The sequence below is a fragment of the Candidatus Desulforudis audaxviator MP104C genome (genome assembly GCF_000018425.1).
In the GTDB taxonomy this organism is placed as follows: Bacteria; Bacillota; Desulfotomaculia; order Desulfotomaculales; family Desulforudaceae; genus Desulforudis; species Desulforudis audaxviator.
The window spans coordinates 806,349-829,696 of sequence record NC_010424.1; the positions used below are offsets into that span (position 1 = coordinate 806,349).

A 23,348-nucleotide genomic window follows, 5' to 3' on the forward strand; every position below is an offset into this window, starting at 1 on the left:
GGGGTGGCGAGACGAGAAGCGGGAAAGCGAATCAGAAACTCGCGGTGGTTACCGAACGTTGAGAAAATCGTTAAAAAAGGAGGGTAATTGGTAGCATGAATGTGATTGGACTGAGCAAGTCTGCTAAACGCGCACGCAAGGTGATCTCCATACTTGCGGTGTTCTCCCTGCTCCTTACGCTCGTGCCGGCCATGCCGGCGATGGCGGCGGCACAGAGCGTTGGGGTGACAGCGGGCTCCGATAAAGCGGGTGCTGCCACGAGCTACGTCATCGGCTTCACTTGCACCAGTCAGGTCTACTCAGGCGACCAACTGGCCGTGATCTTTCCCAGTGCGTTCGGGGATGCCAATGCAGCGGTGGATAAGGTCACGGTTAACGGCACTGTCTACAGCTTTAGCCCCCAGCGCCAGGCTGCAGGCATGTGGATCCTGTACTACACCGGCTCAGCCACCATCCCCGCCAGCGTTCAGTATGCGGTCTACTTCAGCAACATCGTCAACCCCACAACCGCCGCAACTTACCAGATCACTGCACGTGCACCGTATCCTGCGGATACCGGTACCCAGGGCTCGATCACCATCGGGCCGGCCGATCCGGTGAAGCTGGTAATCAACGGCCTTAGCGATGAAGACCAGCAGACACCGGGGATCCAGGTTACTGCCGGCAAGGTCCAGAATTTGGTGGTCCGGCTCGCCGACCGTTACGGCAACGTGGGTGCCGTGAACAACATGGGCAAAGGCATCAGTGTGAAGCTCACCGACACGGACCCACAGGCTAACTTCGGAAACGACGAAGGAGTTACTCTGACCATTGACCAGGGGCAAAGTCAGTCCTCTACGCTCTGGACCCCCAAGACCGCGGGCACGGTGACCATCACTGCCACCGACGTGACCGAGAATCCGAACCCGCAGATGCAGGCCGCCACGGCGACCGTGCAGGTGCGTGCGGCTGGTCCGGCCAAGATCCTGCTCGACGGCCCGAGCTACCTGAACAAGGACGCCGAGGGTACCTACACGGTGAGCCTCAAGGATAGTTACGACAACCCCGCCTCGGTAGCAAACGCGGTATACATCGACCTTACGGCCACCCCCGGCGACGGCGTCACCTTCACACCCAACCAGGTGAGGATTCCCGCGGGCCAGAACACGGGGACCTTCAAGTTCAAGAGCAGCCAGGCCAACATGTACACCATAGGGGCCAGTAGCACAGGACTCGCGTTGGCGGAAAAGAAGGTGGCCGTGGGCGTGACCGTGCTGGCCGAGCTGGCCATCACCGCGCCGCAGACCGGCGAGGTTGGCATCGCCAGCGAGATCGCCATCGCCCTTAAGGACCAGTTCGGCAACGCCTTCGCGGCTCCCGAGGGCGGCGTGGAGGTGACTCTGCTCAGCGACGAGACGGGCGTGTTCGGCGTGTTCTACGATGCTCCCGCCAACGGCAAACTCATCACCAGCGTCACCATTCCCAAGGGCCAGAGCAGCGTCAAGGTCTACTACGTGCCGGGCATTGATGCTGTGGGCGCCCACAAGCTGACTTTTACCGCGCCGCAGGTCCTGAGTGACGGTCGCCCCACGAATACGATCCTGAGGGCCGAAGCCACCATCAACGTGCAAACCGGCGCCGAGCTCTGGCTTGTCGTGACACCGCTCAACTTCACCGCCGGCGAGCGCGGCGGGGTCACCATCACGGTGCGTGATGCGCACGGGAACCCGGTGCCTGCGGGTCAGAACGACCGCGTTGTGCAGCTCGAGACCAACAGCCCGACCGGCAAGTTCTACGCCGCGGCTACGGGAGGCAACCCGATCACCCAGGTGACCATCCCGGCGGGTCAGAGCAGCGTGACGGTCCACTACGTGGACACCGAGAGCTGGACGAAGAAGGCCCTCGAAGATGGTAAGCTTTCGGCGGCAGGGCTGAATCCGGCCGGCTACAGTTACACCGTGGCCTTCCGCTCCGAGGGCGTGATCGGGTTCACCGGCAAGGCGATCGTCAACCCGGTTGCGGCGAGCGCCATCACCCTTGACGTGGCGCAGCAGGATGTGGACGCGGTGTCCGATGAGGAGTACACCCAAATCGGCTCGCGGATCGGTGCCACCGATCTCATCGGCGTTGCCTACATGCGTGTCGGCGTTGTCGACCGGTACGGGAACCCGGTGCCCCAGCAGGCTCTGCTCACGATCTCGGTGAAGGACGACTCGCCCTCCGCCTTCCTCTGGTGGGATTACGCTAGACTTGAGGGCGGCGAGTGGGCCGATGAGCATGACGCCTGGCTCGTCGTCACCGCGCCCGGCACCTACAACGTGACCGCCTCTGCCGGCGGTTTCGCGGCCGTCTCGAAGCAGGTCGTCTTCGAGCAACCGTCCCTCGTAGTCGAAGCTCCGACTGCAGCGCTTCCTGACACCCGCGAGCGGGTGACGGTGAAGCTCACCAACCTCTGGGCCTCAGGCCGCGACCTCGTCGTCGACCTTGCCACCAGCACGGAGAACAGCGCCTTCTACGCCACGAGCCAGACCGCGACGCCCATAACCAAAGCTACAATCCCGGCGTATAGGAGCAGCGTTATCGTCTACCTCGAGAGCGACGACCCGCTCGGCACGGCAGTTGAGCTCACCGCCAGGATCGCCGACCTCAACCTGACGGCGAAGGCGACCGTCACGCTCGGCAGGGGTCCGGACGGCTCCACCTTGCTCCTCCGCGGTTGGAACATCATTTCCACGCCTTGGGTGCTGGCCGACGGCAGGGACACCATCGACCAGATCCTCGCCAACCCCGAGTACATCGAGCAGGCCTGGGGCTACAAGGATGGCCGTTGGTACCAGGTGACCACGGCGGATCCCGAGAGCATGAAGCTCCGGCCCCTGGAGGCGCTCTACGTGAAAGTCAAGGGCGAGACCTGGGCGGTCTCCTGGGCACAGTCGGGCCTCGGCACGCCGCCGGTGCGGAGTCTGCCCGCCGGCTGGAACCTGGTCGGCAACCCCGAGGCAGACCGGATCGCGGCGGATGCGGCCCTGGCCAGCATCGCCGGCAGCTACGCCGTGGTGATCAGCCCGGCCGGGTGCAACCAGGGTGCTTGGGTCTACACGCCGCCCATGGGCCCCGGGGGACCTGCAATGAAGCCCTTCCGCGGCTACTGGGTCTATATGCGGCAGGGCGACACGCTGGCGGGTCTGGCGATGCCGCCGGTGCAGTAGGGAGGTAGATGAAGAATGCAGAGGCAGCGCTATCTGAAACTCCTGGGCATCCTGGCGGTCGCTGCCCTGCTCGCGGCAGTTGTGGCTGGGGGGCTGGCCTTCGCGCAGGGCAGCCCCTCAGCGCCTGTCCTGCCGCAGAGCTTCTGGGGCAGCGTGAAGGACGCGAACGGAAACCCGGTTCTCTCGGGCACCGTTGAAGCCTGGTTCAAAGGTGAGAAGCAGGACAGCATCGCCATCGTCAACGGGCAGTACGGCGGCCCCGGCGGGCTTGAGGACAGGCTGACCGTGCAGGGGTTGGCCGAAGACATCGGGAAGACGATCGAGTTTTACGTGAACGGGGTAAAGGCCAACGAGACTGCGAAGTACACGCCCGGCGAGAAAACCAGGCTCGACCTGACGGCGGCGGCGCCCGGCGACATGACGCCGCCCGTAGTTGAAAGCACCGACCCGGCCGGCGGTGCCCCGAACGTCCCGGTGGGCAAGACCATCACCGTGACCTTCAGTGAGAGTGTGCTAAAGGGGGTGTATTTCAGCGACATCTCGGTCAAGGACGCCGCGGGTAAAGACGTTGCCGTGACCAGGAGCATTGAGGGCAAGGTTCTAACCATCGACCCGACCGCTGACCTGGCCTACAGCACCAAATACACCGTGACCATTCCCGCCGATGCGGTGAAGGACCTGGCGGGGAACGCTTTGGCGCAGACCCATACTTTTAGCTTCACCACCGTGGCTGCGCCGGACACCACGCCGCCTGCTGTGGTGACCACCGACCCGGCCGGCGGTGCCCCGAACGTCCCGGTGGGCAAGACCATCACCGTCACCTTCAGCGAGGACATGCAGCAGGGGACTGCTTACGATGCCATCTCGCTCAAGGACGCCGCCGGTAAAGACATTCTCGTGACCAGGAGCATTGAGGGCAAGGTCCTGCGCATCAGGCCGAATGCCAACCTCGCCTACAGCACCAAATACACCGTGACCATTCCCGCCGGCGCGGTGAAGGATGCAGCGGGCAATGAACTGGCGGCAGAGTACACCTTCAGCTTCACCACCGTGTCGGCGGCGGCAGCACCGGCTCCAGGACCAGCTCCTGCACCTGCTCCTGCCCCGGCGCCCGCACCTGCCCCAGCGCCAGCGCCCGTGACGGTTGTTGAGCAGCCTGTGGCTGCCGACAAGCCTACGGTTGTCAAGCTGGCAGGCGTGGTGGAAATCACAGTGCCGGCCGGTGCCGTTACCGGGGATGCTCCGAAGATAAGGGCCCAGGTGTTGACGGAAGCGGCGGCTGCTCCCTTGCTGGATAAAGCGGTGGGGGCCGGGCTGGTGCCGGCCAGTAAGATTGTCCAGCTTACCCTCACCGGAGGCGAGTTTAAGGGATCGGTGCAGCTTACCCTGAACTTTGATGCGGCCAAGGTGGCTGCGGGCCAGGTGCCCAGCGTGTTTGTCTACAACGAGCGGACCGCCCGCTGGATTTACCTTGGCGGCCAGATCGGCAACGGTGTCATTACCGTCACGGTGGACAAATTCTCCAAGTTTGCGGTGTTTGCCACCAGGCCATTACCGGCACTGGCCGATATTGCCACCCATTGGGGCAGAGATTCTATCAGGACCTTGGCTGGGATGGGCATTGTAGCCGGTTATCCTGACGGTAATTTCAAGCCCAATGCCAACATTACCAGGGCCGAGTTTGTTGCTATGCTGGTGCGTGCCTTGGGGCTTGAGCATCGGGAGGCAGCGGCAGGTCGTTTCAAGGATGCGGCCGGTTTTGGCTGGGCGCGTGGTGTTATCGGTGCGGCGGTGGAGGCCGGCCTGATTGGCGGTTATCCCGACGGTACGTTTGGCGCAGCCCGCCCGATTACCAGAGCGGAGATTGCTGTCATTCTGGAGCGCGTGGTACGCAAAGGTCTTGTGCCGGTTACCCTGGCCGAAGAAGTGACCTTTACTGATGCGGGAGCCATTCCGGCCTGGGCAAAAGACGGCATCAAGGCCGCCAGCAGGGCTGGCCTGGTGCGCGGTTTCCCGGATGGCACTTTCCGACCCGCTGCCAATGCTACCAGGGCGGAGATGGCGGCTATGCTGTACCGGCTGGTAGCCCAAAGGTAAAAGTAATCGTGAAAGAGGGGCCCGCCTAAGAAGATTAGGTTGGGCCCTTCTTTAATTTTAAATTTTAGGTGTGCTGATGCCAAGATGGGGTACCAGGTCGTCCGTGTCAAGACTTAGTAGGCGATCTCCCAGCCGATTTAATTTGAATTAGACCGTAGACCACCTCGGTGAACTAATCTCTCTTACTATGTGCTTGACCCAGTGTTTTCCGGCGTGCGGTCCTTCAAGGGTGGGCACGTTGGCTTGAAGACAGGCCTCGGGATCTTTGCCGAAGCGTTTGGGCAGTTGGATTGCCTCGGCTCCGACAGCCTTTTTCAGTAGGTCGAACCGAGGTTCCGAGTGTACCACGTATCTGTCCAGCTCATCATTAGCCCGTACCGCTAACAGGCGTCCCATCCGTTCCGCACCGGCCGGGCTCCAACGCGCCCCAATCCGCTTTGTTCGCCTGGCGATGGTGTGACGGACCTGGCCCTCGATCGCACCTAAACGGTCTCCCTCCGGCAAGGCGGCGATACCTTGCCAGTTAGCCAGGAGATACTCCTTAAGCCGCATGATCCCGTTACGGCGTGCACCCCGGTTGACCCGAATCGCCTGGTCCAAGGCGGAAACTACCGCATCTTGGTTTAGCTCGGCTAACCCTTCGGTGACAGTTTCATAGACGTTGCTGCTGTAACTTAAAGCCTCGGTTAAACGCCGGCGCAGGTGGAAGGGGTCAAGGTGGTAAGTCGCCCCGGGGAACATCTCCAGGCCTTGTTTGATCCACTCGGCGCCGTCCCCACCAATGCGGATCCGCTCTACCCTGCTAAGGTCCCACTTGTGGCCGAAGGCCGCCCCGGTGTCTTCCCAAGCCACCCGGCTGCCCCTGGCGGTGGCCACCGTGTAACGGTTCACCAGTTTCCGGGTCTTTTGTTCCCTGCCCTCGTAGCCGATAAACAGCTTGATCTCACCAAACGCCTTGGGCGACCGCTGCAAGGGTATTACTACACCATCGGCTTCAATGGATAACTCCCGAACCTCCTTGCCGCCTTCAGGAACCACACCGTCTTCAAAGACGGCCTCGCGTAGTGCCTCAGCATCCCGGGCGGCCTTTTCTCCAGCATCCTGAACCTTAGACCAGACGGTCATCCAGTGAATCCCCGGTACTAGAAAACCCATAACCCGGGCCGCGCGCCTGAAGGGCATCTCCGTGCCTAGCTCCAGGATCATACGGGTCATCCGCGGTGTCACCCGTTGGCGTTCAGGGATTCCCAAGGCTTCGTCCAGAAGGAACCGGTACGCGCCGGTCTTCTGGTTACGGTACAGTCGGCGCTTAACCGTAATCTCACCGAAGCTGGTGACCAGGGTCCGCGACCGCTGTCCCACGTTCTTGAGGGCTGGATCCCGCTTGCCGCTTAACTCAAGGTCAATGTGTGCCAGCGCCTCCTCCAGCATTTTGCCGCCTGCCTGTTGAACCAACCGCTGCACCCGCTCTTCCAACTCATCCACATTGCGCACCGACCTGAACACCTCAAAAATTCCCTTGGCCAGAAACAGGACTACCTCAAGCAGAAAGCGAATCTTGAACATGAGACCTCACTCCTTTGGCGGGGAGGGCTTCCCCTCAGGGGAAGCCGTTTTGAGGTCTCACTTCTATTTCCGACCTCACATCTCCTACTTAAACCTTACACTCACTACCAGGTCCGGCTGGGCGCCGAACACCGGCGGACGCTGGAAGGCACGCCTGGACCAGCGTGAGGCGGAACGGTTCGCGCAGACCCTCAAGGATGTTCTGGAGGGGATGCTGCGGAAGAAGCGCTACGGGACCATCGCGGAGCTGCAGGCCGGCTTGGACCACCGGCTTGCCTGGGTACAACGTCCAGCGACCCCACCGGGGCCGTCACAACCGGGGGAGGCCGCCGTTGCAGGTCATCCGCGAGTTCCGGCCCGGCAGGAATTGAAGGCGGCATAGCGAAAAATAACAGAAAAGCAGGACGGGTTAGCGTTTCACTGGAACCACATCTTGGCAACACGACAATTAAACCATTTGTCATCGGCCGTAAGAACTGGCTATTCGCGAACACCGCCCGTGGGGCAAGCGCCAGTGCCATCATTTATAGTGTTGTGGAAACAGCGAAGGAAAACGGCCTCAACCCCTTCAGTTACCTGCAGTATCTTTATTGAAAAGCTGCCGAACATGGATATTCAGGATGAACAGGCCTTAGAAGAGTTGCCTGGTCGGCAACGCTGCCACCGATCTGTCGGGGTGGCAAGTAGTCTATTAGAGAGTGTAAATCAATCCTCACCTGGCTTTAAAGAAGGTGGGAAGTATTTGACGCTTACGGATCTGTGTAGAATACGGGAATTGTAGAAGCAGCACCGGCCGGCCAGCGGTTGAGTAGACCGTACACCGGTTTTTTTGTGGGCCGATGTGCTATAGCGATGTGCTATAGTAATGAAAAAGGAAACAGGGAGGCGAGGTGGTGCAGGATGGGTCCGGCGATTACTCTGGACAGCGCCGAGATTGACCTATTGGACGGCGTGGGTCCGACCATAGACTATCCGAAGGGTCAGCGGATCTTCACTTCAGGTGAGGTGCCGGATCGGGTCTACTTCTTGAAGGCGGGTGTGGTCAAGGTCTACTGCCTGACCGGAGACGGTCAGAGGCAGACGGTGGCCCTGCGTTACCAGGGGGAATTGATAGGGATTGCCGAGGCGCTTTACGGCGGCGAACGGACCTGCTGTGCCGAAGTAGTGACTGACGCCAGCATGGTGGTGATCAGCAAGGGACGGTTCATTGAACTGCTCCGAAGTCGCCCGGGGTTCGCCCTGCGGGTAGCGGAGATTCTTGGGGCACGCCTCCGGGAAGCCCACACCATGATCAGTGACCTGACCTGTTACCACGTTCCGGGCCGGGTAGCACTCTTTCTCCTTAAACTGGTGGAGCGGTGTGGAGTAACTGATAGAGAACCGGGCGTACGCCTGAGCTTGCGCCTGACCCACGAGGAACTAGCCCATATGATCGGTACCTCGCGTTCCAACGTGACATCCATCTTGAACACCTTCCGCAAGCATGGTGCCATTGAATTGAAAGGGCGGGAGATTCGTATATTGAATCCGGAACGGCTACGAGACTACCAATAACCATCTGCATTGATGACCATATCGAGTAGGGTAACGCCATAGTAATTTGCTATGGCGTCATCCCTCTCATAGAACCGTACGTACGGGCCTCAAGGTGGACCCCTTTGTCAAGACAGTTTTTGAAAAAATTTTAGAACCAAACATATTTTCGTTTATAAGATAGCCGCGGGAAGACCCGTCTTCTTCAGGGGGCGGGATGAAAGCGGCCCTTACGATAGGGAGTGAATTGCCGTGGGTTGGGCAAAGAAAAAAGGCAAGAAGCAGGAAAACCGGCTGTACCTGACCAGGGTAGCGCCGCTTCCGCTGGATAAATGGCTGCCCGTCTTCGAGATACCCATGCTTGCTGGGACGAAGCTGTGGAACTCCTGCGTGTGGGAGAGCCGGGAAGCCCGCAAAAACGGCACAAAGTACCCGACTGAAAGCGAGATGAAGGAAAAGTTCAAGGGCTACGAGTCCTGGAAACGGCTCCACTCCCAGAGTTCCCAGTCTGTGGTGGAAGAGTATTTCGAGGCGGTGCGCTCCTACGTCAAACATAAAGACAACGGACGCGACGAGATGCGCCCGCCCGGATTCAAGCCCAAAGCTACCTTGCGCACTATAACCTGGAAGCGGCAGGGCTTCGAGTGCCGGGAAGGCCTTTTGACCCTGAAGCTCTCCCGCAAGCTGGACGACATCGGAGTGTCACTTCCCGAGGGCTTTGACACCCTGGAATTGCCCGACGGCACAGTTTTGAAGGGGACGCCTGTCGAGGTCAAGGTGAAAGCGGTTTACCGCAAAAATAAAATAGTCGGCCTGGAGTTGCACGTCACCTGGGACTTCGGCGTGGTGCCGATGGTGCTGGCCGGCAAGGTGTCGGCCTATGATCTAAACACCGCCCTGGTCGCCAGGGGTTCCACCGAAGGCAGCCAACAGTTAATCGTCTGCCGGGAACTGCTCTCTTTAATCCAGTACCGGAACAAAGTAATCGCCGGGTTCCAGCAGAAGATGTCCCGGTGCAAGGAAGGTTCCCGGAAGTGGAAAGCATTACTTGCGGCCAAACGCGACAGGCTCAAAAAGCTTGGCCGCCGGATTGACCAGTTGACCAACGCCTTGACCAAACTGATGGCCGAGCTGGATCGGGCGGAGGATATAGCATTTTCCGTGCTGGGCGATTTAACTGATATCAGGCGGAAAGCTCGTACAGGCGACAAAAATAAGAAAGCCAGCCAGAAGATTAACCAGTTACCTTACGCTCAAATCGAGCGGCAGCATAGCTACAAGTCTCTGCTCAGGCAGGTATATCCAGACAAAGCGAGCGAGAGGTACAGCTCTCAGACGTGCAGTCATTGCGGGGCGAGGAACAAGTCTTACCGGGTCCACCGGGGCCTTTGGCGCTGCGAGAAGTGCCGTGTGACGATGCATGCCGATTTAAACGGTGTTAACGGCGTCATGAAGAATTACCTGTTCGGGCGTTGTGGTATGGAGCAGCCTTTCCTGCTTAAGCCGCTGGAAGTGTACCGGTGGGACAAAAGGTTTAACCGTTTTGTGAAAGTATCTCTAAGGGCTGTGGCGTAGTGCCGGGCACCTGGAGTAGTTGTGGCGTTAGTGACCGCCCCCTTTGGGAGCCGAAAGGCGTCTGTACCAGAGTTACCCGCATGTATCTATCCAATTCGTAACACGGGAAAAACATCCGATTCGCAATACCCAATGCGCCAGGTAAACCGATGATCCCGGGAGTACGGGTAAGGTTTGTAGAAGCCTTACCCCTTCAGGGGTAGGGAGTAGTCACGAACGATTGATACAAAAGAGTTTGTTTAAATTTTGAGTTACCATGTCTGGTTAATTATCCCTGGTATAATATACCATTTTGGGATGGCTTTTTTTGCTTACTCGGCTCAGCTACCTTATCTCTTCCTGGCGGGGTGCCTGTCAAGGGCGACGTAAGCCGTCGCCGTCAGGCGATTGTCGTAAGGCAACCCTTGACAGGCGAATCCCGCCAGGAAGTACAATCGGGAAAGCCGGGTAAGCTAAGCATGGTAAACTTCTGCCGGAGTCCGGTAGGCAAGTGCTTGGTGCAAGCGTTTGTAGTTGTAGAAGGTAAGATATTCGCCCAGTCTTCTTCTTGCTTTCCGGGGACTCTGGTATTCGTGCAGGTACACCTCCTCGTACTTGATGATCCGCCACAGGCGTTCCGTAAAGATGTTGTCCTGGGCGCGGCCCCGGCTGTCCATGCTGATTTGGACGCCGGCTTCCTTAAGTAATTTGGATATATTGTGGACTAGACTGCCCTAGTCGCTGTTCATAATTTGTGGCCTGGTCAGGGAGAAGGCCTAGCTGACGGCAGCACACACGAAGTCTACTGATAAGGGTATCGGACAGCTCCCAGCTTACTACGAAGCGGGAGTACCAGTCCAGGACGGCCGTTATGTACATCCATCCCTTAAGCATGCGGATGTAGGTGATGTCAATGCCCCAGACCTGATTTGGTTGTTGGATGACCACCCCCCTCAACAGGTAGGGATAAACCAGGTGTTCGTAACGTCTTTTGCTTAAGTTCGGTCCCGGGGAGATGGCCGCGATCCCCATCTCCCGCATGTGGCGCTGCACAGCTTTGCGGTTGACCAGAAAACCTTCGCGTTTTAATTGGGCAGTTATCCGGCGCGATCCGTAATACGGAACGCTGCCGTCGCTGACTTTCCGGTTAATGCCTTCCAGGATCAGTTCGTGGTTGAGCCGGTCAAAGCATTTGGACAGATCCATGTCCACTACGTGTTCCAGTCCATATCTGTTCATAAATCTTTCCGCTTTAGCTACGGCTTGATGGCAGGAACGTCCCAGTCGGTATCCATAGCTGGATGGGTGAAAGTCAGGATCAAAGATGGGCTGCAGAATGTTGAGCAGGGCTTGTTGGACCACCCGGTCTCTTACGGTGGGAATGCCTAATGGGCGGTTACTGCCATCCGGTTTTGGTATTTCCACGCGTAGGACGGGCTGTGGCTCGTACGTGCCGGTTTTCAGTTCGTGATGAAGTTGGTCCAGCCTCTCGTCCAAGTTCCGGCCAAAAGCTTCCACGGTCTCTCCGTCTACTCCGGGAGCGCCATTGTTGGCTCTTACGGCACGATAGGCTTGAATGAGGTTTTCAAGCCGGTAGACCTTGTCAATAAGGCTGTACCATTTCTTCATCTCTTCACCTGCTTTCGCTATGCTCCCTCGGTGCCTCGCGACTCGGCGGCGGTTTCTTCCCGCGGTTTCTCGGTGTCTCTAGCTCGCTGGCAATCTTACCGTGACCTTTCGCGGTACTCCACCTGAGCGGACATCGGGTCCAGCAGGTTCGTCACCCCCGGTCCCAACGTTCCCTTTGGCGTTTCGGCCTCGGTTGTCTTCTCGTCCCAGTCGGTCGGTTTCCCTTGGTTGCATACTTCGGTTTACCTGCGCCCCTTCGCAGGCATAGAGGCTTTTGGCTCCCTATGCCTCACTGCAACTTGGTGCAGTGTCCCCCCGGTTTTGCCCTCCGGTCTGTTACCAGCCTTCACCGGCCGGGGGTTCGTCACTACTGGGGCTTGTCTGCACCCCGCACCACTTCGGCTCTCCCTTGCGTTTCCGCTTGTTCGGGCCTACCTGTATCCAGGATGGTACGGGGCTTCCCCGGGTAAGTCTGTCTGCCCGAACTTGAACGCATCCGTCTTAACTCCTCAGGTTATCCAGCTTTCGGGCTTTCCCATATCTTGCAAGGTTACCCACCTGAAGAGCCAACCCCGGTTCGCTTGCGCTATGTTCCAAGTTCCCCCTTCAGCTTCCTTCAGACCCCACCGTTGCCGGTGACGCCCTTGCCTACGGGTTGTCTTCCCGCTGGTTAGGTGACAGGGTTTCTTTCAACCCATCGGCGCAACAGACATGCCGGGCGCACAAAAAAGGCCGGGCGCTTTTGGGCGGCCGACCTTTTTTTTGTCACTGGCAGACATTCGGTTGACAAAAAATTAACCTTGTCTGGGTTCCTGAAGAACAGACAGGCCAACCCTCCGAGGATTAGACTGAACAGTAAGAAACTTTGGTAAAGGAGGGTGGGTTCAAAGTCAGATGTTGGGCAAATAAGTTTAATCCATCACAAATTCCTTAAGAGGGGGGGTACACGTATGTCCTTGGTGAAGCGTGTCCTGGACAACGGCCGGGAGGCGGGCCTAAGAAACACCAAAGCCGCAGTTTTCGGTTTCCTGTTCTCCTGGGTGGTTTTCTTCAGCGTTCTTAATCTGGTCCCTGTGTCCGAGGCTCTGACCCCGGAAGGCCGGGCGGCCTTGGCGGTAATGGCTTGGGCTATGGTGATCTGGGTGTCGGAGGCGCTGCCTATGGGTATCTCTGGCCTCGGGATTTGCGTGCTGCTTATGCTGACCGGTGCTCTACCGAAGGTACCCGATGCGTTTTCCGGTTTCACGACGTCGGTTACCTTCCTAGTTTTGGGCTGCTTCATTCTGGCGGCGCTGATGCAGGTCACTGGTTTGGACCGGCGCATTGCACTGGGGATCGTGTCCAGAGTCAAGCCCCGGGTGGGGAGCGTACTGGGGGGTCTGATGGGCGCCCACTTTGTGACCGCCATTTTGGTGCCCGCCACTAACGCCCGCGGAGCAGTGTTCCTGCCGATCGTGACCAGTATTATACGCCTTTTGGGAGACTCACCGGATGCAAAACGGGGCCGCAAAGCCCTGGCTATGGCAGGAATCGGGATGGCGGCCCTCGCTGCCGGGATTATAACCATGCACAGTCACATGTCTAACGTGATTATCGCTCAGGCCCTAAACGAAGCGGTCGGCCCCGGGACCATGACCTGGGGTAAGTGGCTCTGGATGCACTGGCCGCTCTTGGGTATTTTCCCGGTTATGTGGCTCTGGGTAACCTGGGCGCTGAAGTGCGCCAAGGTGGAGATCCCCGGCGGTATGGATGAGATCAGGAAGCAGAAAGACGCCCTGGGTACCATGAGCTGGAATGAATGGGTGGTGCTGATTTGCACCTCCATCGCGGTGTTTCTGTGGGCCACGGACTCGTGGCACAAACTGGGCATCCACACCGTAACCCTGCTAGTGGTGATGGCGATCCTTATCCCCGGCGTGGTCAGTATTAACTGGAAGCGAGTGCAGCAGAACGTTATTTGGGGTACATGGCTGTTACTTTGTGGTTCCTTGTCTCTGGTTACCGCTTTTGCAAAGACCGGCGTTGACAAGTGGCTGGCTTCGCAGCTGGTGGCCATCACGCCGGCCTGGGGCTGGGTGGCGGTGACGTTGCTCATCTGCGTTGTGGTCCAGATCATCCGACTGGGCATCATCAGCAACGTGGCGGCGGTGACGCTGATGGCACCGGTGGTCGTGGCCATGGCCCCCTTGCTAGATCTAAACACCGTTGCCTTTTCGCTGGTGGTGCTGAACATCGATTCCTACGCCTTCATTCTACCCATCTCAGTAACTGCCTGTCTGATTGCCTACGGTACCGAGGAGTTCACCTTCACAGAGTTCATGAAAATCGGCGCCCCGTTCACCTTCTTTGTAATTCTGTACATGGTGTTCGTGATGGTTCCCTGGTGGGCGGTGTGCGGTTACCCGATATGGGAGCCTATCAACTAGTTAAGGAGGGGGATTATGTCGGAGAAGAGGCTGCTAAAACCCGAAGCGGTCCAGGAGGTCCACCTGGAAACCGACATTCTCATCATCGGTGCGGGTAATGCCGGGTGCTTTGCCGCCATTGAGGCTAAACGCCTGAACCCCAACCTGAAGGTCACACTTTTGGAGAAGGCGCATATCGACCGTAGCGGCTGTCTGGCGGCGGGGATGGACGCGCTGAATACTTACATCAAGAAGGGGAAGACCAGAGAAGACCTTGTCCGCTGGAGTCGCGACCAGGTTGGGGGCGGCCCGCTACGGGAAGACCTCACCCTGTCCATGGCGGAGTACCTGAACCGATGCATTGAGGAGTGGGAAGAGTGGGGGCTGCCCATTAAGAAGGACGAGAACGGCGAATACCTGGCCCGGGGCAAGTGGGACATCGCCATTCACGGTGAGTCTATGAAAGTGATCCTAGCGGAGAAAGTGCGTGAATACAACTGTGAGGTTATTAACAAGGTGGCGGCTACCAGCTACCTGGTGGACGAGGGCCGGGTAGTGGGGGTGACCGGTCTGGGCGTGAAGGACGGGAAATTCTACGTGGTGAGGGCGGGGGCCACCATCGTGGCCACCGGCGGCGCGGCGGGCCTCTACAAACCCTACACCAACGACGGCAATGACTGCCACCATCAGATCTGGTACTCACCTTTTAACGTGGGCACTGGGTATGCCATGGGCATCCGCATCGGTGCCGAGATGACCTCCTTCGAGATGCGCTGGTGCGCGGTACGGACCAAAGACTTCAACGGCCCCATCGATACCATCTCGGTGGGTTACAACGCGGCCATGATCAACGGCCGGGGTGAGAAGATTCTGCAGACACACTATTCCCACCTGGGCGGTGAGGCGGCGCCCCGATTCATCCGGGCCAACGCCCCCATGGACGAGTGGCTGGCGGGCCGCGGCCCCACCTACGTGGACACCACCGGTATGACCCCGGAACAGGTCAAGGACCTAAAAGAGGATTACCTGAACGAGCGCCCCACCTTTGTCCAGTTCCTGGCGGCCCGCGGGCAGGACATCACCAGGGAGCCGATTGAGGTTTACGGCAGCGACCCGTACATTGTGGGCGGCCACACCGCCAGCGGTTACTGGATCAACAACGACCGCTCCACTACTGTGCCGGGTCTGTTCGCCTGCGGCGACGTGGCGGGCGGGGTACCCAACAAGTTCGTGGGCGGCTGCGCCGCCGAGGGTGTCCTAGCCGCCATCGGCGCGGTCCAGTATGTGGCCGGCCTAACCGACCGGGGCCACATTGATCCGGAGGCGGTGAAGTCGGAAAAGGAAAGGGTCTACGCTCCCATGGTCCAGATGGCGGAGGTGGGAGACGGCATAACCCCCCGCGAGATGGAGGAACGTCTGCAACGGCTAATGGATGAATACGCCGGCGGCGTTCACCAGTTTTACCGCACCGACCATCACCGGTTGGAGTATGCCTTGAAGCACATCAAGATTTTGCAGGAGCAGGTGAGATACCTGATCGCCGAGGATGTGTTCAATCTTCTGGCGGCTCACGAGGTGATCGACCGGCTGACGGTGGCCGAGGTGTTGGTGCACCATTTGCTATACCGGGCCGAAACCCGTTGGCCGGGCTGGCAGACCCGGGCAGACTTTCCGGAGAAGGACGAAAAACTCAACTGTTTCGTTAATTCGAGGTTTAACCCAGAGACTGGAGCCATTGAGGTGTTCACCCGCCCCTACGAGAAAGTGGTCGACTAACGGAAGGAGGGACTGACTGGTGCCGCCAAGAGTGGACAATGTGAAATGTGACGGGTGCCGGAACGAGCGGGAGGCGCTATGTGAGCTCATCTGCCCGGGAAACCTGATGGCGCTCGATACCGAAACGAACAAAGGCTACTGCCGTTCTCCGCGGGACTGCTGGGACTGCATGAGTTGCACCAAGATCTGCCCCAAGGGTGCCATTGAGACACGTATTCCCTATCAGCTTGGGTATTATTCCGCCAAATTGGTGCCCTTCACCGGGACCGGGAAGATGACCTGGACCGTAGTGGACATCGATGGTAAGGTGGAACGGTTCACTTTCCGGACGCGTAACAAGTAACGGTGTGCGGGGGTGGTGACACCCCCGCGGCGCCGCAATGGGAAGAGGGACAGCGGTGGCGAATCAACCGAAAATCGGGATCTACCTCTACCCGGGGCAGGAGCCCGATGCCCTGGACTGGAAGACGCTGGCGGGGGCGTTACGTGTCCACCCGGCCCGACCCATTATCCGTGAAATGCAGGGCCATGCCTTGGGAGCGGGCCTGAAGGAACTTCGGGTGCAACTGCGCGAGGACGTGGTGAACCGGGTGATCGTAGCCGCGAGTTGCTCGGTGGGCCTGATCGAGCCTACTCTGCATAAGGCGCTCCGGGCCGAGGGAGTTGATCCGAATTTGGCCCAGGTGGTCGATCTCTCGCTCTGTACCGGGGGCGGTGCCGAGGCAGCCACTAAACGGGCCCGGATCCTTTTGGAAATGGCGCTGGCGAAAGCGGTGAGGCTGGAGCCCAAGGTCACGGCCGCCGTCACGGGTTATGATACGGTACTGGTGGTGGGTGGCGGCATCGCGGGCCTAACCGCCGCCCATGAACTAGCTGCCGCCGGCTACCGGGTGGTGATCGTGGAACGCCGGCCCTTCCTGGGTGGCAAGGTGGTCCAACTCCACCGGTATTATCCCCACAGTTGTGATCCGGTGTGCGGTGTCAGCTACCTGTTAGAGACCCTGCGGGAGAATGACCGGGTGACCATCGAGACGGCGGCGGAAGTGGCGGGGGTCACCGGCTTCCCGGGTCGGTTTGAAGCTTTGGTAAGACGGTCCGGTACCGAATCCCGGGATGTGGTCTACACGGTAGGTGCGGTGATCATCGCCACCGGGTGGGAGGGCTTTGACGCCGGCCAAATCAAGGAGTTTGGTTACGGGAAGTACCCGAACGTGGTCACGGCCATGGACTTGGAGAGGCTGGCGTCACCGTCGGGGCCCACCGGGGGCCGCCTGGTACGGCCGTCGGATGAACGCCCGGTGAAACGGGTGGCCTTTATCCAGTGTGCCGGAAGCCGCAGTGAGCGGTACTTGTCCTACTGTTCGCAGATCTGCTGCACGGTGACCATCAAACAGTTGTCCTACATCCGCGAGGCTTATCCCGAGGCGGAAATTACGGTCTTTTATATCGATCTTCGGGTGCTGGGTAAGTACGAGGACTTGTACCGCCAGGCTCTGGCAGATGGCGTGCGCTTTGTGCGCGGGATGCCGGCGCGGATTGAGGAAAATTCCAAGACCCGTGACCTAGTGGTGCGGGCGGCGGACAGCCTTTCGGGACGGCAACTGGCGCAAACCGTTGATCTCGTGGTGCTGGCCACGGGAATGGTTCCAAACCGGCAACTGGAATGGCTATCCGGGTTCGAAGCGCCGGACTTAACGCACAACACCCACGAACAGTGCTTCCCTGGCATCACGGCTCGGCCTGGCGTTTATCTGGCGGGAGCCTGTGAGGAGCCCATGGACGTAACCCAATCGGTACGCAGTTCCCTAAGCGCCGCCATGCGGTGCGTCAAGTTCCTCCGGGAGAAGCTGGATGTGGCAGGCCTGGTGCCGATGGTGGATGATACCAAGTGCGACAGGTGCGGGCGCTGCGTAAGTGAGTGTCCCACAGGGGCTATGCGTTTCATCACGGAAGGAAAACCGCCGGTTCCGGATCCGCTTTCCTGCCGGCACTGCGGCATCTGTCAGGGCGGTTGTCCGCTGCAGTGTGTGGCTCTACCCTCCTATTGTTTTCAGGGGGTGGCGGATATGATCCAGGCGGTGGAATTCGACTTGCTTACGAAGGATGACCCGGCGATCCTGCTTTTCCTGTGCCGGCACGATGCTTACCCGGCCTACGAGGCAGCTTGCGCGGCGGGTACGGTACCGCCAAATGTCATTCCGGTGCGGGTACCCTGTGCCGGAACCGTGAACGCGGCTTGGGTGGCGGACGCCCTGATGCATGGCTTTGACGGCATCGCGGTGGCGGGTTGCCCCCGGGAGGAGTGCCACGCCGGTACGGGATTCAGTTTGGCCAAGGAGCGCCTGGCCAGCGCCGGGGAAACCCTGTATCGTATGATGATCGAACCGGAGCGGGTGGCCGCACTGCCGGTGGGTATCAGGGATGCCGCTCAACTGGCGGCTAAGCTGTGGGCTTTTTCCGCCCAACTCAAGGGTATGGGAGCCAATCCGCTTCGAGTCTAGGAGATGGTGGTGAGTCGTGTGCATGTGCTGACGGCGAAAAATTTGTGGTCTAGGGATCTGGCCGCTTATGCCGGTATGAATCGGTGTCACCAGTGTGGGGTGTGTACCGCCGTCTGTCCGCACGGGCGGGCTATGGACCAGCCGCCGGCACGTATGGTGCGCCTGCTGCAACTGGGTTTGGTCGACGATGTATTAAATACCGAGGGGATATGGCGGTGTGTCGCCTGCGGTCAATGTACAGACGTCTGTCCGGTACGTGTGGATGTACGCGGGGTGATCGGGTTCCTGGGACGCTTATGGTTCTGGAAAAACATACTTTGCGCCGGGCAGAGCCTCGGATCCGAGTTCCCCGACCTGCTCGCCTATCTTGGGGTGAAGCATGACGTGGCAGAAGCCTACCGCTAGCAGCCTGTGTTCTGAATGCTAATGGACCTGTTGCCAAACTCCCGAAAAATCACGGATAAAGAGAGGATTTTGAGCTCAGCATGTAGAATTAATCCATGAAAACCAGTACATGGTGTGATAACAATGATGGGATATAAACAGCCACAAGGCAAGCTGTTCTACCAGTTTAGCCTGGATGAGCGCGTCCCGCTCAACCACTTCTTGAGAGAGGTTGTTAAAACCGTCGATTTCAGCTTTATTTACAGTCTTACACGCCCCTTCTATAGTCACACAGGTACCCCTTCAGTAGATCCGGTCGTGGTTTTCAAGATGGCACTGCTCGGTTACTTCTACGGAATCACCAGTGAACGTCAGCTGGCTGAAGAGTGCAAGCTGAACCTCGCGTTTATGTGGTTCTTAGGTTATGACATAGATGAGCTTCCTCCCGACCACAGCATCCTTTCCAAGGCCCGGAAACGTTATGGGAGAGAGGTCTACGAACAGTTCTTCCGCCACGTGGTCCAGCTTTGTCAGAAAGCAGGCTTGATAGAGGGTAACAAAGTTTTTCTCGACGCCACATTGGTCAGGGCCAACGCTTCTCTGGATTCCCTGGTGAGTCGCGAGCTTCATCGGCAGCTTGATCAGACGCCAAAAGAATACTTGAACCGGGTGTGGGAGGAAAACCCTTTGAACGAAAAAGATGCGCCTGAGGATACAAAAGGTGTTACGGCTCTTACCGGATCCAGTGCCCAGCCACCAGAAGACACTCCTGGCCAACCTCCAACCAATAGGCTAAAGCGGACCAACGAGAAGTGGGTGAGTCGGACTGATCCCGACGCTTCTCTCATAACTCGCCACGACCACCGCGGACTATTCCTCGCACATAAAGTACACATCTGCGTGGACGAAGGACAAGCGCGCATAGTCACGGCTGTCGAAACCACGCCGGGTGGCACTGCCGAATGCCACGTGCTTCCTGACCTCATCGGAAAACATACTTGGAACACCCGCTTACGGCCAAACGAGGTGGTAGCAGACCGAGCTTACGGCACCAGAAAGGTTTACCGGTTTCTCCGGCAAAACGGCATCCTGCCTAGCATACCCAGCAGAAAGCCTTGGAAGAAGCGGCGCAAACTAGCAGCCGGGTTTCGTTACGATAGGGAACGTGATGTCTACGTCTGCCCCAAAGGGAAACTTCTCTATCGCCAGAACAAGGACAGGCCCGATGGTTCCCAGGTCTATCGGGTGCACCGGCTGGCCTGTAAGAACTGTGAAAACCAAGGGGTACTATGCCGGGCCAAACGGCCCTCGATAATTCGCAACCACGATACTAAGCTTCTGGCTTGGGTTGAGGAACACCTCAATACTAAGATCGCCAACAAAAGCCTACGCGCGCGTAAGCAGTGGCCCGAGACAGTATTCGCCGAAATGAAGGGTCCCCGAGGACTAGACCAGGCAAGACTACGAGGTACAAATGGCGTACAGGTTCAAGCCCTGCTTGCCCTGATGGCCCACAATATCAGGCAACTGGAAAGGGCAATCAGTAAGAGGAGCAAGCCAGCCCAGGCGATGGGAATCCCGGGAATGATACCTTTTGGTAATTCCTCACATAAATACCTGGACCTTCGTTGGTTTGATTTTGATTATAAAATAAGGGGTTTGGCAACAGGTCCACAACCGAAAACTGAGCCATTTTCTGTGGATAACTGTGAAACGTGGAACCTTGGTTTACACGTTAACATCACCTCCTGCGGAATTATGCTGAACACCGCCGTGGCTATTGTCCATCTTGTCCGGCTGCCGTCAAGGGCAAGGGCTTTCGCCTCCGCTGCGCGGCCCCTTGACTGCTGCCGGACGGCGATGGCCTGAGTATTTAAGTTTCTTCTGGTTCACAAGCCAACCCTTTGGAGGGAGATCCAAGGCGTGATCTCCGCGGCTGACGCCATAAAGGCCCGCAGGTTGTGGCGTTGAGAAGTTCTCATAATGTCTCTTATGCGAACAAAACGGGCGGAAAAGTTCGCCAAAGAAGCAGGGAACCGGTTCGCTAAGGGCGAATTTTTTGTTCGCATAAGTTAAAAGGGGGAAACCAAGTATAACGAGTGAAGCAACGATAATCGAAGTCACATGGGAGGGGCCTTATGCTTGGCCAGGATTTGAGAGCGCGAACAACTTGCGCTCCATTCCCAACATACCTGGGGTTTATCTTCAAACGTTTGAATATCAAGGTGGGTATCTGATATACGCTGCTGGAATCACGCGCCGATCAGTTTCCACACGCTTTAAAGACCATACCCGGAAATACATGAATGGCGAATATAACGTTTTGGATATCGATGCAGCACAGCAAGGAGTCCGAAAAGAGGTATGGCACGGGTGGTGGTATAGGCGCGCGAATCGAAAGGAATTTGAAGAACGAAAGTCGATAATTGTTGAGGCTGTACGCAAACAACTTGCGGGATTTCGAATCTTTGTCGCTGATGTAGGAACTCAACCTCGAATCCTTGAACGCATTGAGGCGTCAGTAATGCGCCATCTATATCAACAACCATCACCAGTCTGTGACATTCCAGATAAAGGTATGTATCTAGTACCCCGTTGGGATTCGGAGAATCCAATTGTCGTCAAGAGTAATTGTGTAGCCGTTCTTCATGGGCTTCCTGCTTTTCTTGAAATATAGCTGTGTGTGTAACGGAGGAGCGTACCATGCCTGAAAAATTTCTTTACAAACAACATTACGACCTGACCACGGCCCGGGCCGTTCAAAGGGCCATTGCGGCCGGGGCGGCGCCGGTGGATTCAAGGACTCTGGCCGATCTGAGCGGGCGGAGACATTCCGGCCAGACAGTCAGGGCGCACCTGGTATCAATTTGTGCCCTGCTGCTTTTATTTGTCGCAGCGCTGGCCGGCTGCGGAGCCGAGACGTCCCCTCCCGCGGAAAAACCGGCGGCGCAGAGCGAAGAAGCGGCTGTTTCCCCGGCGGCGGAGAGCGCGCCTTCCGGCGAGCCCGCGCCCGCTGAGCCTGCAAAAGCTGCGCCCCAAAAACCCGCGGCCCAGCCGGAAGACCTTAATGAGAGCGCGGTTAAAACGCTGCCCGCCCGCGTGACCGGGGTGGTCGACGGGGACACGGTCCACGTCCGCCTGGAAAGCGGAAAGGATGAGAAGGTCCGCTTCATCGGCGTGGACACCCCGGAGAGCACCCGCGAGGTGGAGCCTTACGGGAAGGAGACCGCGGCCCACACGAAAAAGCGGCTGGAGGGCAAAACCGTCTACCTGGAGCTGGACGCAAGCGAACGTGACAAATATGGCCGCCTCCTGGCCTACGTCTGGCTTTCCCCGCCGGAAGACGGCGGCGAGGCGGAAGTGCGGGCGAAGATGTTCAACGCCAAGCTGCTGCTCGCCGGTTTCGCCCAGGTGATGACCGTGCCGCCGAACGTGAAGTACGCGGACCTCTTCGTACAGTTTCAGCGGGAGGCGCGGGAGAACGGCCGGGGACTGTGGGGAGCCGCTCCGCAGGAGCCGGAGGCGAAGGGCGCCTTCGTGGGCAGCGTCAGAAGCAACAAATACCATTATCCCGACTGCCGCTGGGCGGGGCGGATAAGTCCTGCGAACGAGATTTGGTTTAATTCCGCCGCCGACGCCAGGGCGCAGGGGTACGAACCCTGCGGCGTGTGCAGGCCTCCCGGTTAGAAAGGAACGACCGCTGTTGAACGGTTTTTTGGACCATCTCAAGGCCCGCGGCCTTTCTGTTCAAACGGTCGGGACCTACGCGGCCGCCGTGCGGGCCTTCGCGAAGTGGTGGGAAGGGACCGGCGGAGAAGCTTTCGACCCCGCTTCGGTCTCCTCGCTGGACGTGGCCGACTACCGCCGGCACCTTTTGAACAAAAACCGCAAGCCGGCCACGGTCAACCTGCACCTGGACGCCCTGTCGTCGTTCTTCTCCTGGGCCGTATCCACAGGGCTGGCTCTAATCGACCCGACGGAAGGCGTCAGGAGAGTCCCCGGGCAGAAAAGCTCCCCCAGGTGGCTTACCAGGCGTGAGCTTGGGGCCCTGGTGCGGGCGGTTCAGAAGCACGGCGCTTCCAGGGACCGGGCGCTCGTAGCGCTCCTTCTGCACGCCGGCCTGCGGGTATCCGAGGCGGTGAGCCTGAAGGTGCAGGACGCGGTGATCCGGGAGCGTTCGGGGCACGTTGCCGTCCGCCGCGGCAAGGGCGAGAAGTACCGGGAGGTGCCCTTAAACGCCACGGCCAGGAAGATGATCCAGGAGTGGCTTGACGGTCACCCCGGCGGGGAATACCTCTTTCCCGGCAGAAACGGCGGCCCCATGACCCCCAGGGCGGTTCAGAAGCGTTTGAAGGAACTTGCCCGGCTGGCCGGCGTGGAGGTCACCCCGCACAAGCTCCGGCACACCTTCTGCAAGATGCTGGTGGACGCGGGGGAGAGCCTGGACCGGGTGGCCGTGCTGGCCGGACATGCCAACCTGAACACCACGGCCAGGTATACCCGGCCGGGAGTGCAGGATTTGGAAAGGGCCGTGGAGAAGTTGGCGTGGGAATGAAGTTTGGCAAGACAGGAACGTTCGATATGGCGGATTACTGGGAGTGGAAGTTTAACACGGAAAAACAGGGCAAGGATGTGAGTAATGCCAATACTCAAGTAAATGCGGCTTAAAACGGGGTGATCTTATCTGCCAGAGGGAATTTACACCAGGATTCGGA

The 23,348-nt window shown here is 58.7% G+C and carries 15 protein-coding genes and 3 pseudogenes; 15 read left to right on the forward strand and 3 right to left on the reverse strand.

Going from position 1 to position 23,348, the window contains the following annotated elements; genetic code table 11:
- The first annotated feature begins 95 nt into the window (after positions 1-95).
- Together DAUD_RS03930 and DAUD_RS03935 are read left to right on the forward strand one after the other, a co-directional pair.
- Positions 96-3,188: a hypothetical protein gene (locus DAUD_RS03930; protein WP_012301886.1), complete on the forward strand. Its 3,093-nt coding sequence runs from the start codon at positions 96-98 to the stop codon at positions 3,186-3,188.
- Between the two features lie 15 nt (positions 3,189-3,203).
- Positions 3,204-5,285: an Ig-like domain-containing protein gene (locus DAUD_RS03935; protein ID WP_012301887.1), complete on the forward strand. Its 2,082-nt coding sequence runs from the start codon at positions 3,204-3,206 to the stop codon at positions 5,283-5,285.
- 147 nt (positions 5,286-5,432) lie between these two features.
- Here DAUD_RS03935 and DAUD_RS03940 read toward each other — a convergent pair whose 3' ends face one another.
- Positions 5,433-6,851, reverse strand: coding sequence for an ISLre2-like element ISCde3 family transposase (locus DAUD_RS03940; protein WP_012301888.1), 1,419 nt, complete (start codon positions 6,849-6,851; stop codon positions 5,433-5,435).
- Positions 6,852-6,900: 49 nt separating this feature from the next.
- Between DAUD_RS03940 and DAUD_RS03945 the strand changes: the two genes are divergently transcribed.
- The 4 genes and pseudogenes from DAUD_RS03945 (at position 6,901) to DAUD_RS03955 (ending at position 9,959) form a co-directional block, all read left to right on the forward strand.
- Positions 6,901-7,233, forward strand: a complete 333-nt coding sequence (locus tag DAUD_RS03945; protein ID WP_012301889.1) for a hypothetical protein — start codon at positions 6,901-6,903, stop codon at positions 7,231-7,233.
- A gap of 65 nt (positions 7,234-7,298) precedes the next feature.
- Positions 7,299-7,538 (forward strand): annotated as a pseudogene (locus DAUD_RS12780) (transposase domain-containing protein); the annotation flags it as partial.
- 213 nt (positions 7,539-7,751) lie between these two features.
- A complete protein-coding gene (locus tag DAUD_RS03950; protein WP_012301890.1) occupies positions 7,752-8,405 on the forward strand; it encodes a Crp/Fnr family transcriptional regulator in 654 nt (217 codons plus the stop codon).
- A 231-nt stretch (positions 8,406-8,636) separates the two neighbouring features.
- Positions 8,637-9,959 (forward strand): RNA-guided endonuclease InsQ/TnpB family protein, encoded by a 1,323-nt coding sequence (locus DAUD_RS03955; RefSeq protein WP_012301891.1) that lies wholly within the window; start codon positions 8,637-8,639, stop codon positions 9,957-9,959.
- Between the two features lie 452 nt (positions 9,960-10,411).
- On the opposite strand, the pseudogene DAUD_RS13235 reads toward DAUD_RS03955, so the two are convergent.
- Both DAUD_RS13235 and DAUD_RS12010 read right to left on the reverse strand, forming a co-directional pair.
- Positions 10,412-10,667 (reverse strand): annotated as a pseudogene (locus DAUD_RS13235) (integrase core domain-containing protein); the annotation flags it as partial.
- 68 nt (positions 10,668-10,735) lie between these two features.
- Positions 10,736-11,567 (reverse strand): annotated as a pseudogene (locus DAUD_RS12010) (reverse transcriptase domain-containing protein); the annotation flags it as partial.
- Between the two features lie 950 nt (positions 11,568-12,517).
- On the opposite strand from DAUD_RS12010, the gene DAUD_RS03970 reads away from it, so the two are divergent.
- The 9 genes from DAUD_RS03970 to DAUD_RS12920 all read left to right on the forward strand — a co-directional run bounded on the left by DAUD_RS03970 (position 12,518) and on the right by DAUD_RS12920 (position 23,301).
- Positions 12,518-13,993, forward strand: a complete 1,476-nt coding sequence (locus tag DAUD_RS03970; protein WP_012301893.1) for an SLC13 family permease — start codon at positions 12,518-12,520, stop codon at positions 13,991-13,993.
- Between the two features lie 15 nt (positions 13,994-14,008).
- Entirely contained in the window at positions 14,009-15,748 is a 1,740-nt protein-coding gene (locus tag DAUD_RS03975) for an adenylyl-sulfate reductase subunit alpha (RefSeq protein WP_012301894.1), read from the forward strand.
- 19 nt (positions 15,749-15,767) lie between these two features.
- Complete coding sequence (locus tag DAUD_RS03980) at positions 15,768-16,091, forward strand: 4Fe-4S dicluster domain-containing protein (RefSeq protein ID WP_012301895.1); 324 nt, start codon at positions 15,768-15,770, stop codon at positions 16,089-16,091.
- Between the two features lie 55 nt (positions 16,092-16,146).
- Positions 16,147-18,249 carry an FAD-dependent oxidoreductase gene (locus DAUD_RS12915; RefSeq protein WP_012301896.1) on the forward strand — a complete coding sequence of 701 codons (2,103 nt, stop codon included), beginning with the start codon at positions 16,147-16,149 and terminating at the stop codon, positions 18,247-18,249.
- A 9-nt stretch (positions 18,250-18,258) separates the two neighbouring features.
- Positions 18,259-18,654 (forward strand): 4Fe-4S dicluster domain-containing protein, encoded by a 396-nt coding sequence (locus DAUD_RS12015; RefSeq protein WP_166485106.1) that lies wholly within the window; start codon positions 18,259-18,261, stop codon positions 18,652-18,654.
- A 123-nt stretch (positions 18,655-18,777) separates the two neighbouring features.
- Positions 18,778-20,502 carry an IS1182 family transposase gene (locus DAUD_RS03990; RefSeq protein WP_041570808.1) on the forward strand — a complete coding sequence of 575 codons (1,725 nt, stop codon included), beginning with the start codon at positions 18,778-18,780 and terminating at the stop codon, positions 20,500-20,502.
- 834 nt (positions 20,503-21,336) lie between these two features.
- On the forward strand, positions 21,337-22,320 hold the full coding sequence (locus DAUD_RS03995) for a thermonuclease family protein (protein WP_012301899.1): 984 nt from the start codon (positions 21,337-21,339) through the stop codon (positions 22,318-22,320).
- A 16-nt stretch (positions 22,321-22,336) separates the two neighbouring features.
- Entirely contained in the window at positions 22,337-23,188 is an 852-nt protein-coding gene (locus tag DAUD_RS04000; protein ID WP_012301900.1) for a tyrosine-type recombinase/integrase, read from the forward strand.
- On the forward strand, positions 23,179-23,301 hold the full coding sequence (locus DAUD_RS12920; RefSeq protein ID WP_278183783.1) for a hypothetical protein: 123 nt from the start codon (positions 23,179-23,181) through the stop codon (positions 23,299-23,301). The genes DAUD_RS04000 and DAUD_RS12920 overlap by 10 nt, the downstream gene beginning before the upstream one ends.
- Positions 23,302-23,348 lie beyond the last annotated feature (47 nt).

What these genes read in the sequence shown, in the direction of transcription:
- DAUD_RS03995 (WP_012301899.1), top strand. Translation starts at nt 21,337, where the DNA reads ATGCCTGAAAAATTTCTTTACAAACAACATTACGACCTGACCACGGCC.
- DAUD_RS03990 (WP_041570808.1), top strand. Translation starts at nt 18,778, where the DNA reads ATGATGGGATATAAACAGCCACAAGGCAAGCTGTTCTACCAGTTTAGC.
- DAUD_RS03935 (WP_012301887.1), top strand. Translation starts at nt 3,204, where the DNA reads ATGCAGAGGCAGCGCTATCTGAAACTCCTGGGCATCCTGGCGGTCGCT.
- DAUD_RS03940 (WP_012301888.1), bottom strand. Translation starts at nt 6,851, where the DNA reads ATGTTCAAGATTCGCTTTCTGCTTGAGGTAGTCCTGTTTCTGGCCAAG.
- DAUD_RS03970 (WP_012301893.1), top strand. Translation starts at nt 12,518, where the DNA reads ATGTCCTTGGTGAAGCGTGTCCTGGACAACGGCCGGGAGGCGGGCCTA.
- DAUD_RS03975 (WP_012301894.1), top strand. Translation starts at nt 14,009, where the DNA reads ATGTCGGAGAAGAGGCTGCTAAAACCCGAAGCGGTCCAGGAGGTCCAC.
- DAUD_RS03930 (WP_012301886.1), top strand. Translation starts at nt 96, where the DNA reads ATGAATGTGATTGGACTGAGCAAGTCTGCTAAACGCGCACGCAAGGTG.
- DAUD_RS03950 (WP_012301890.1), top strand. Translation starts at nt 7,752, where the DNA reads ATGGGTCCGGCGATTACTCTGGACAGCGCCGAGATTGACCTATTGGAC.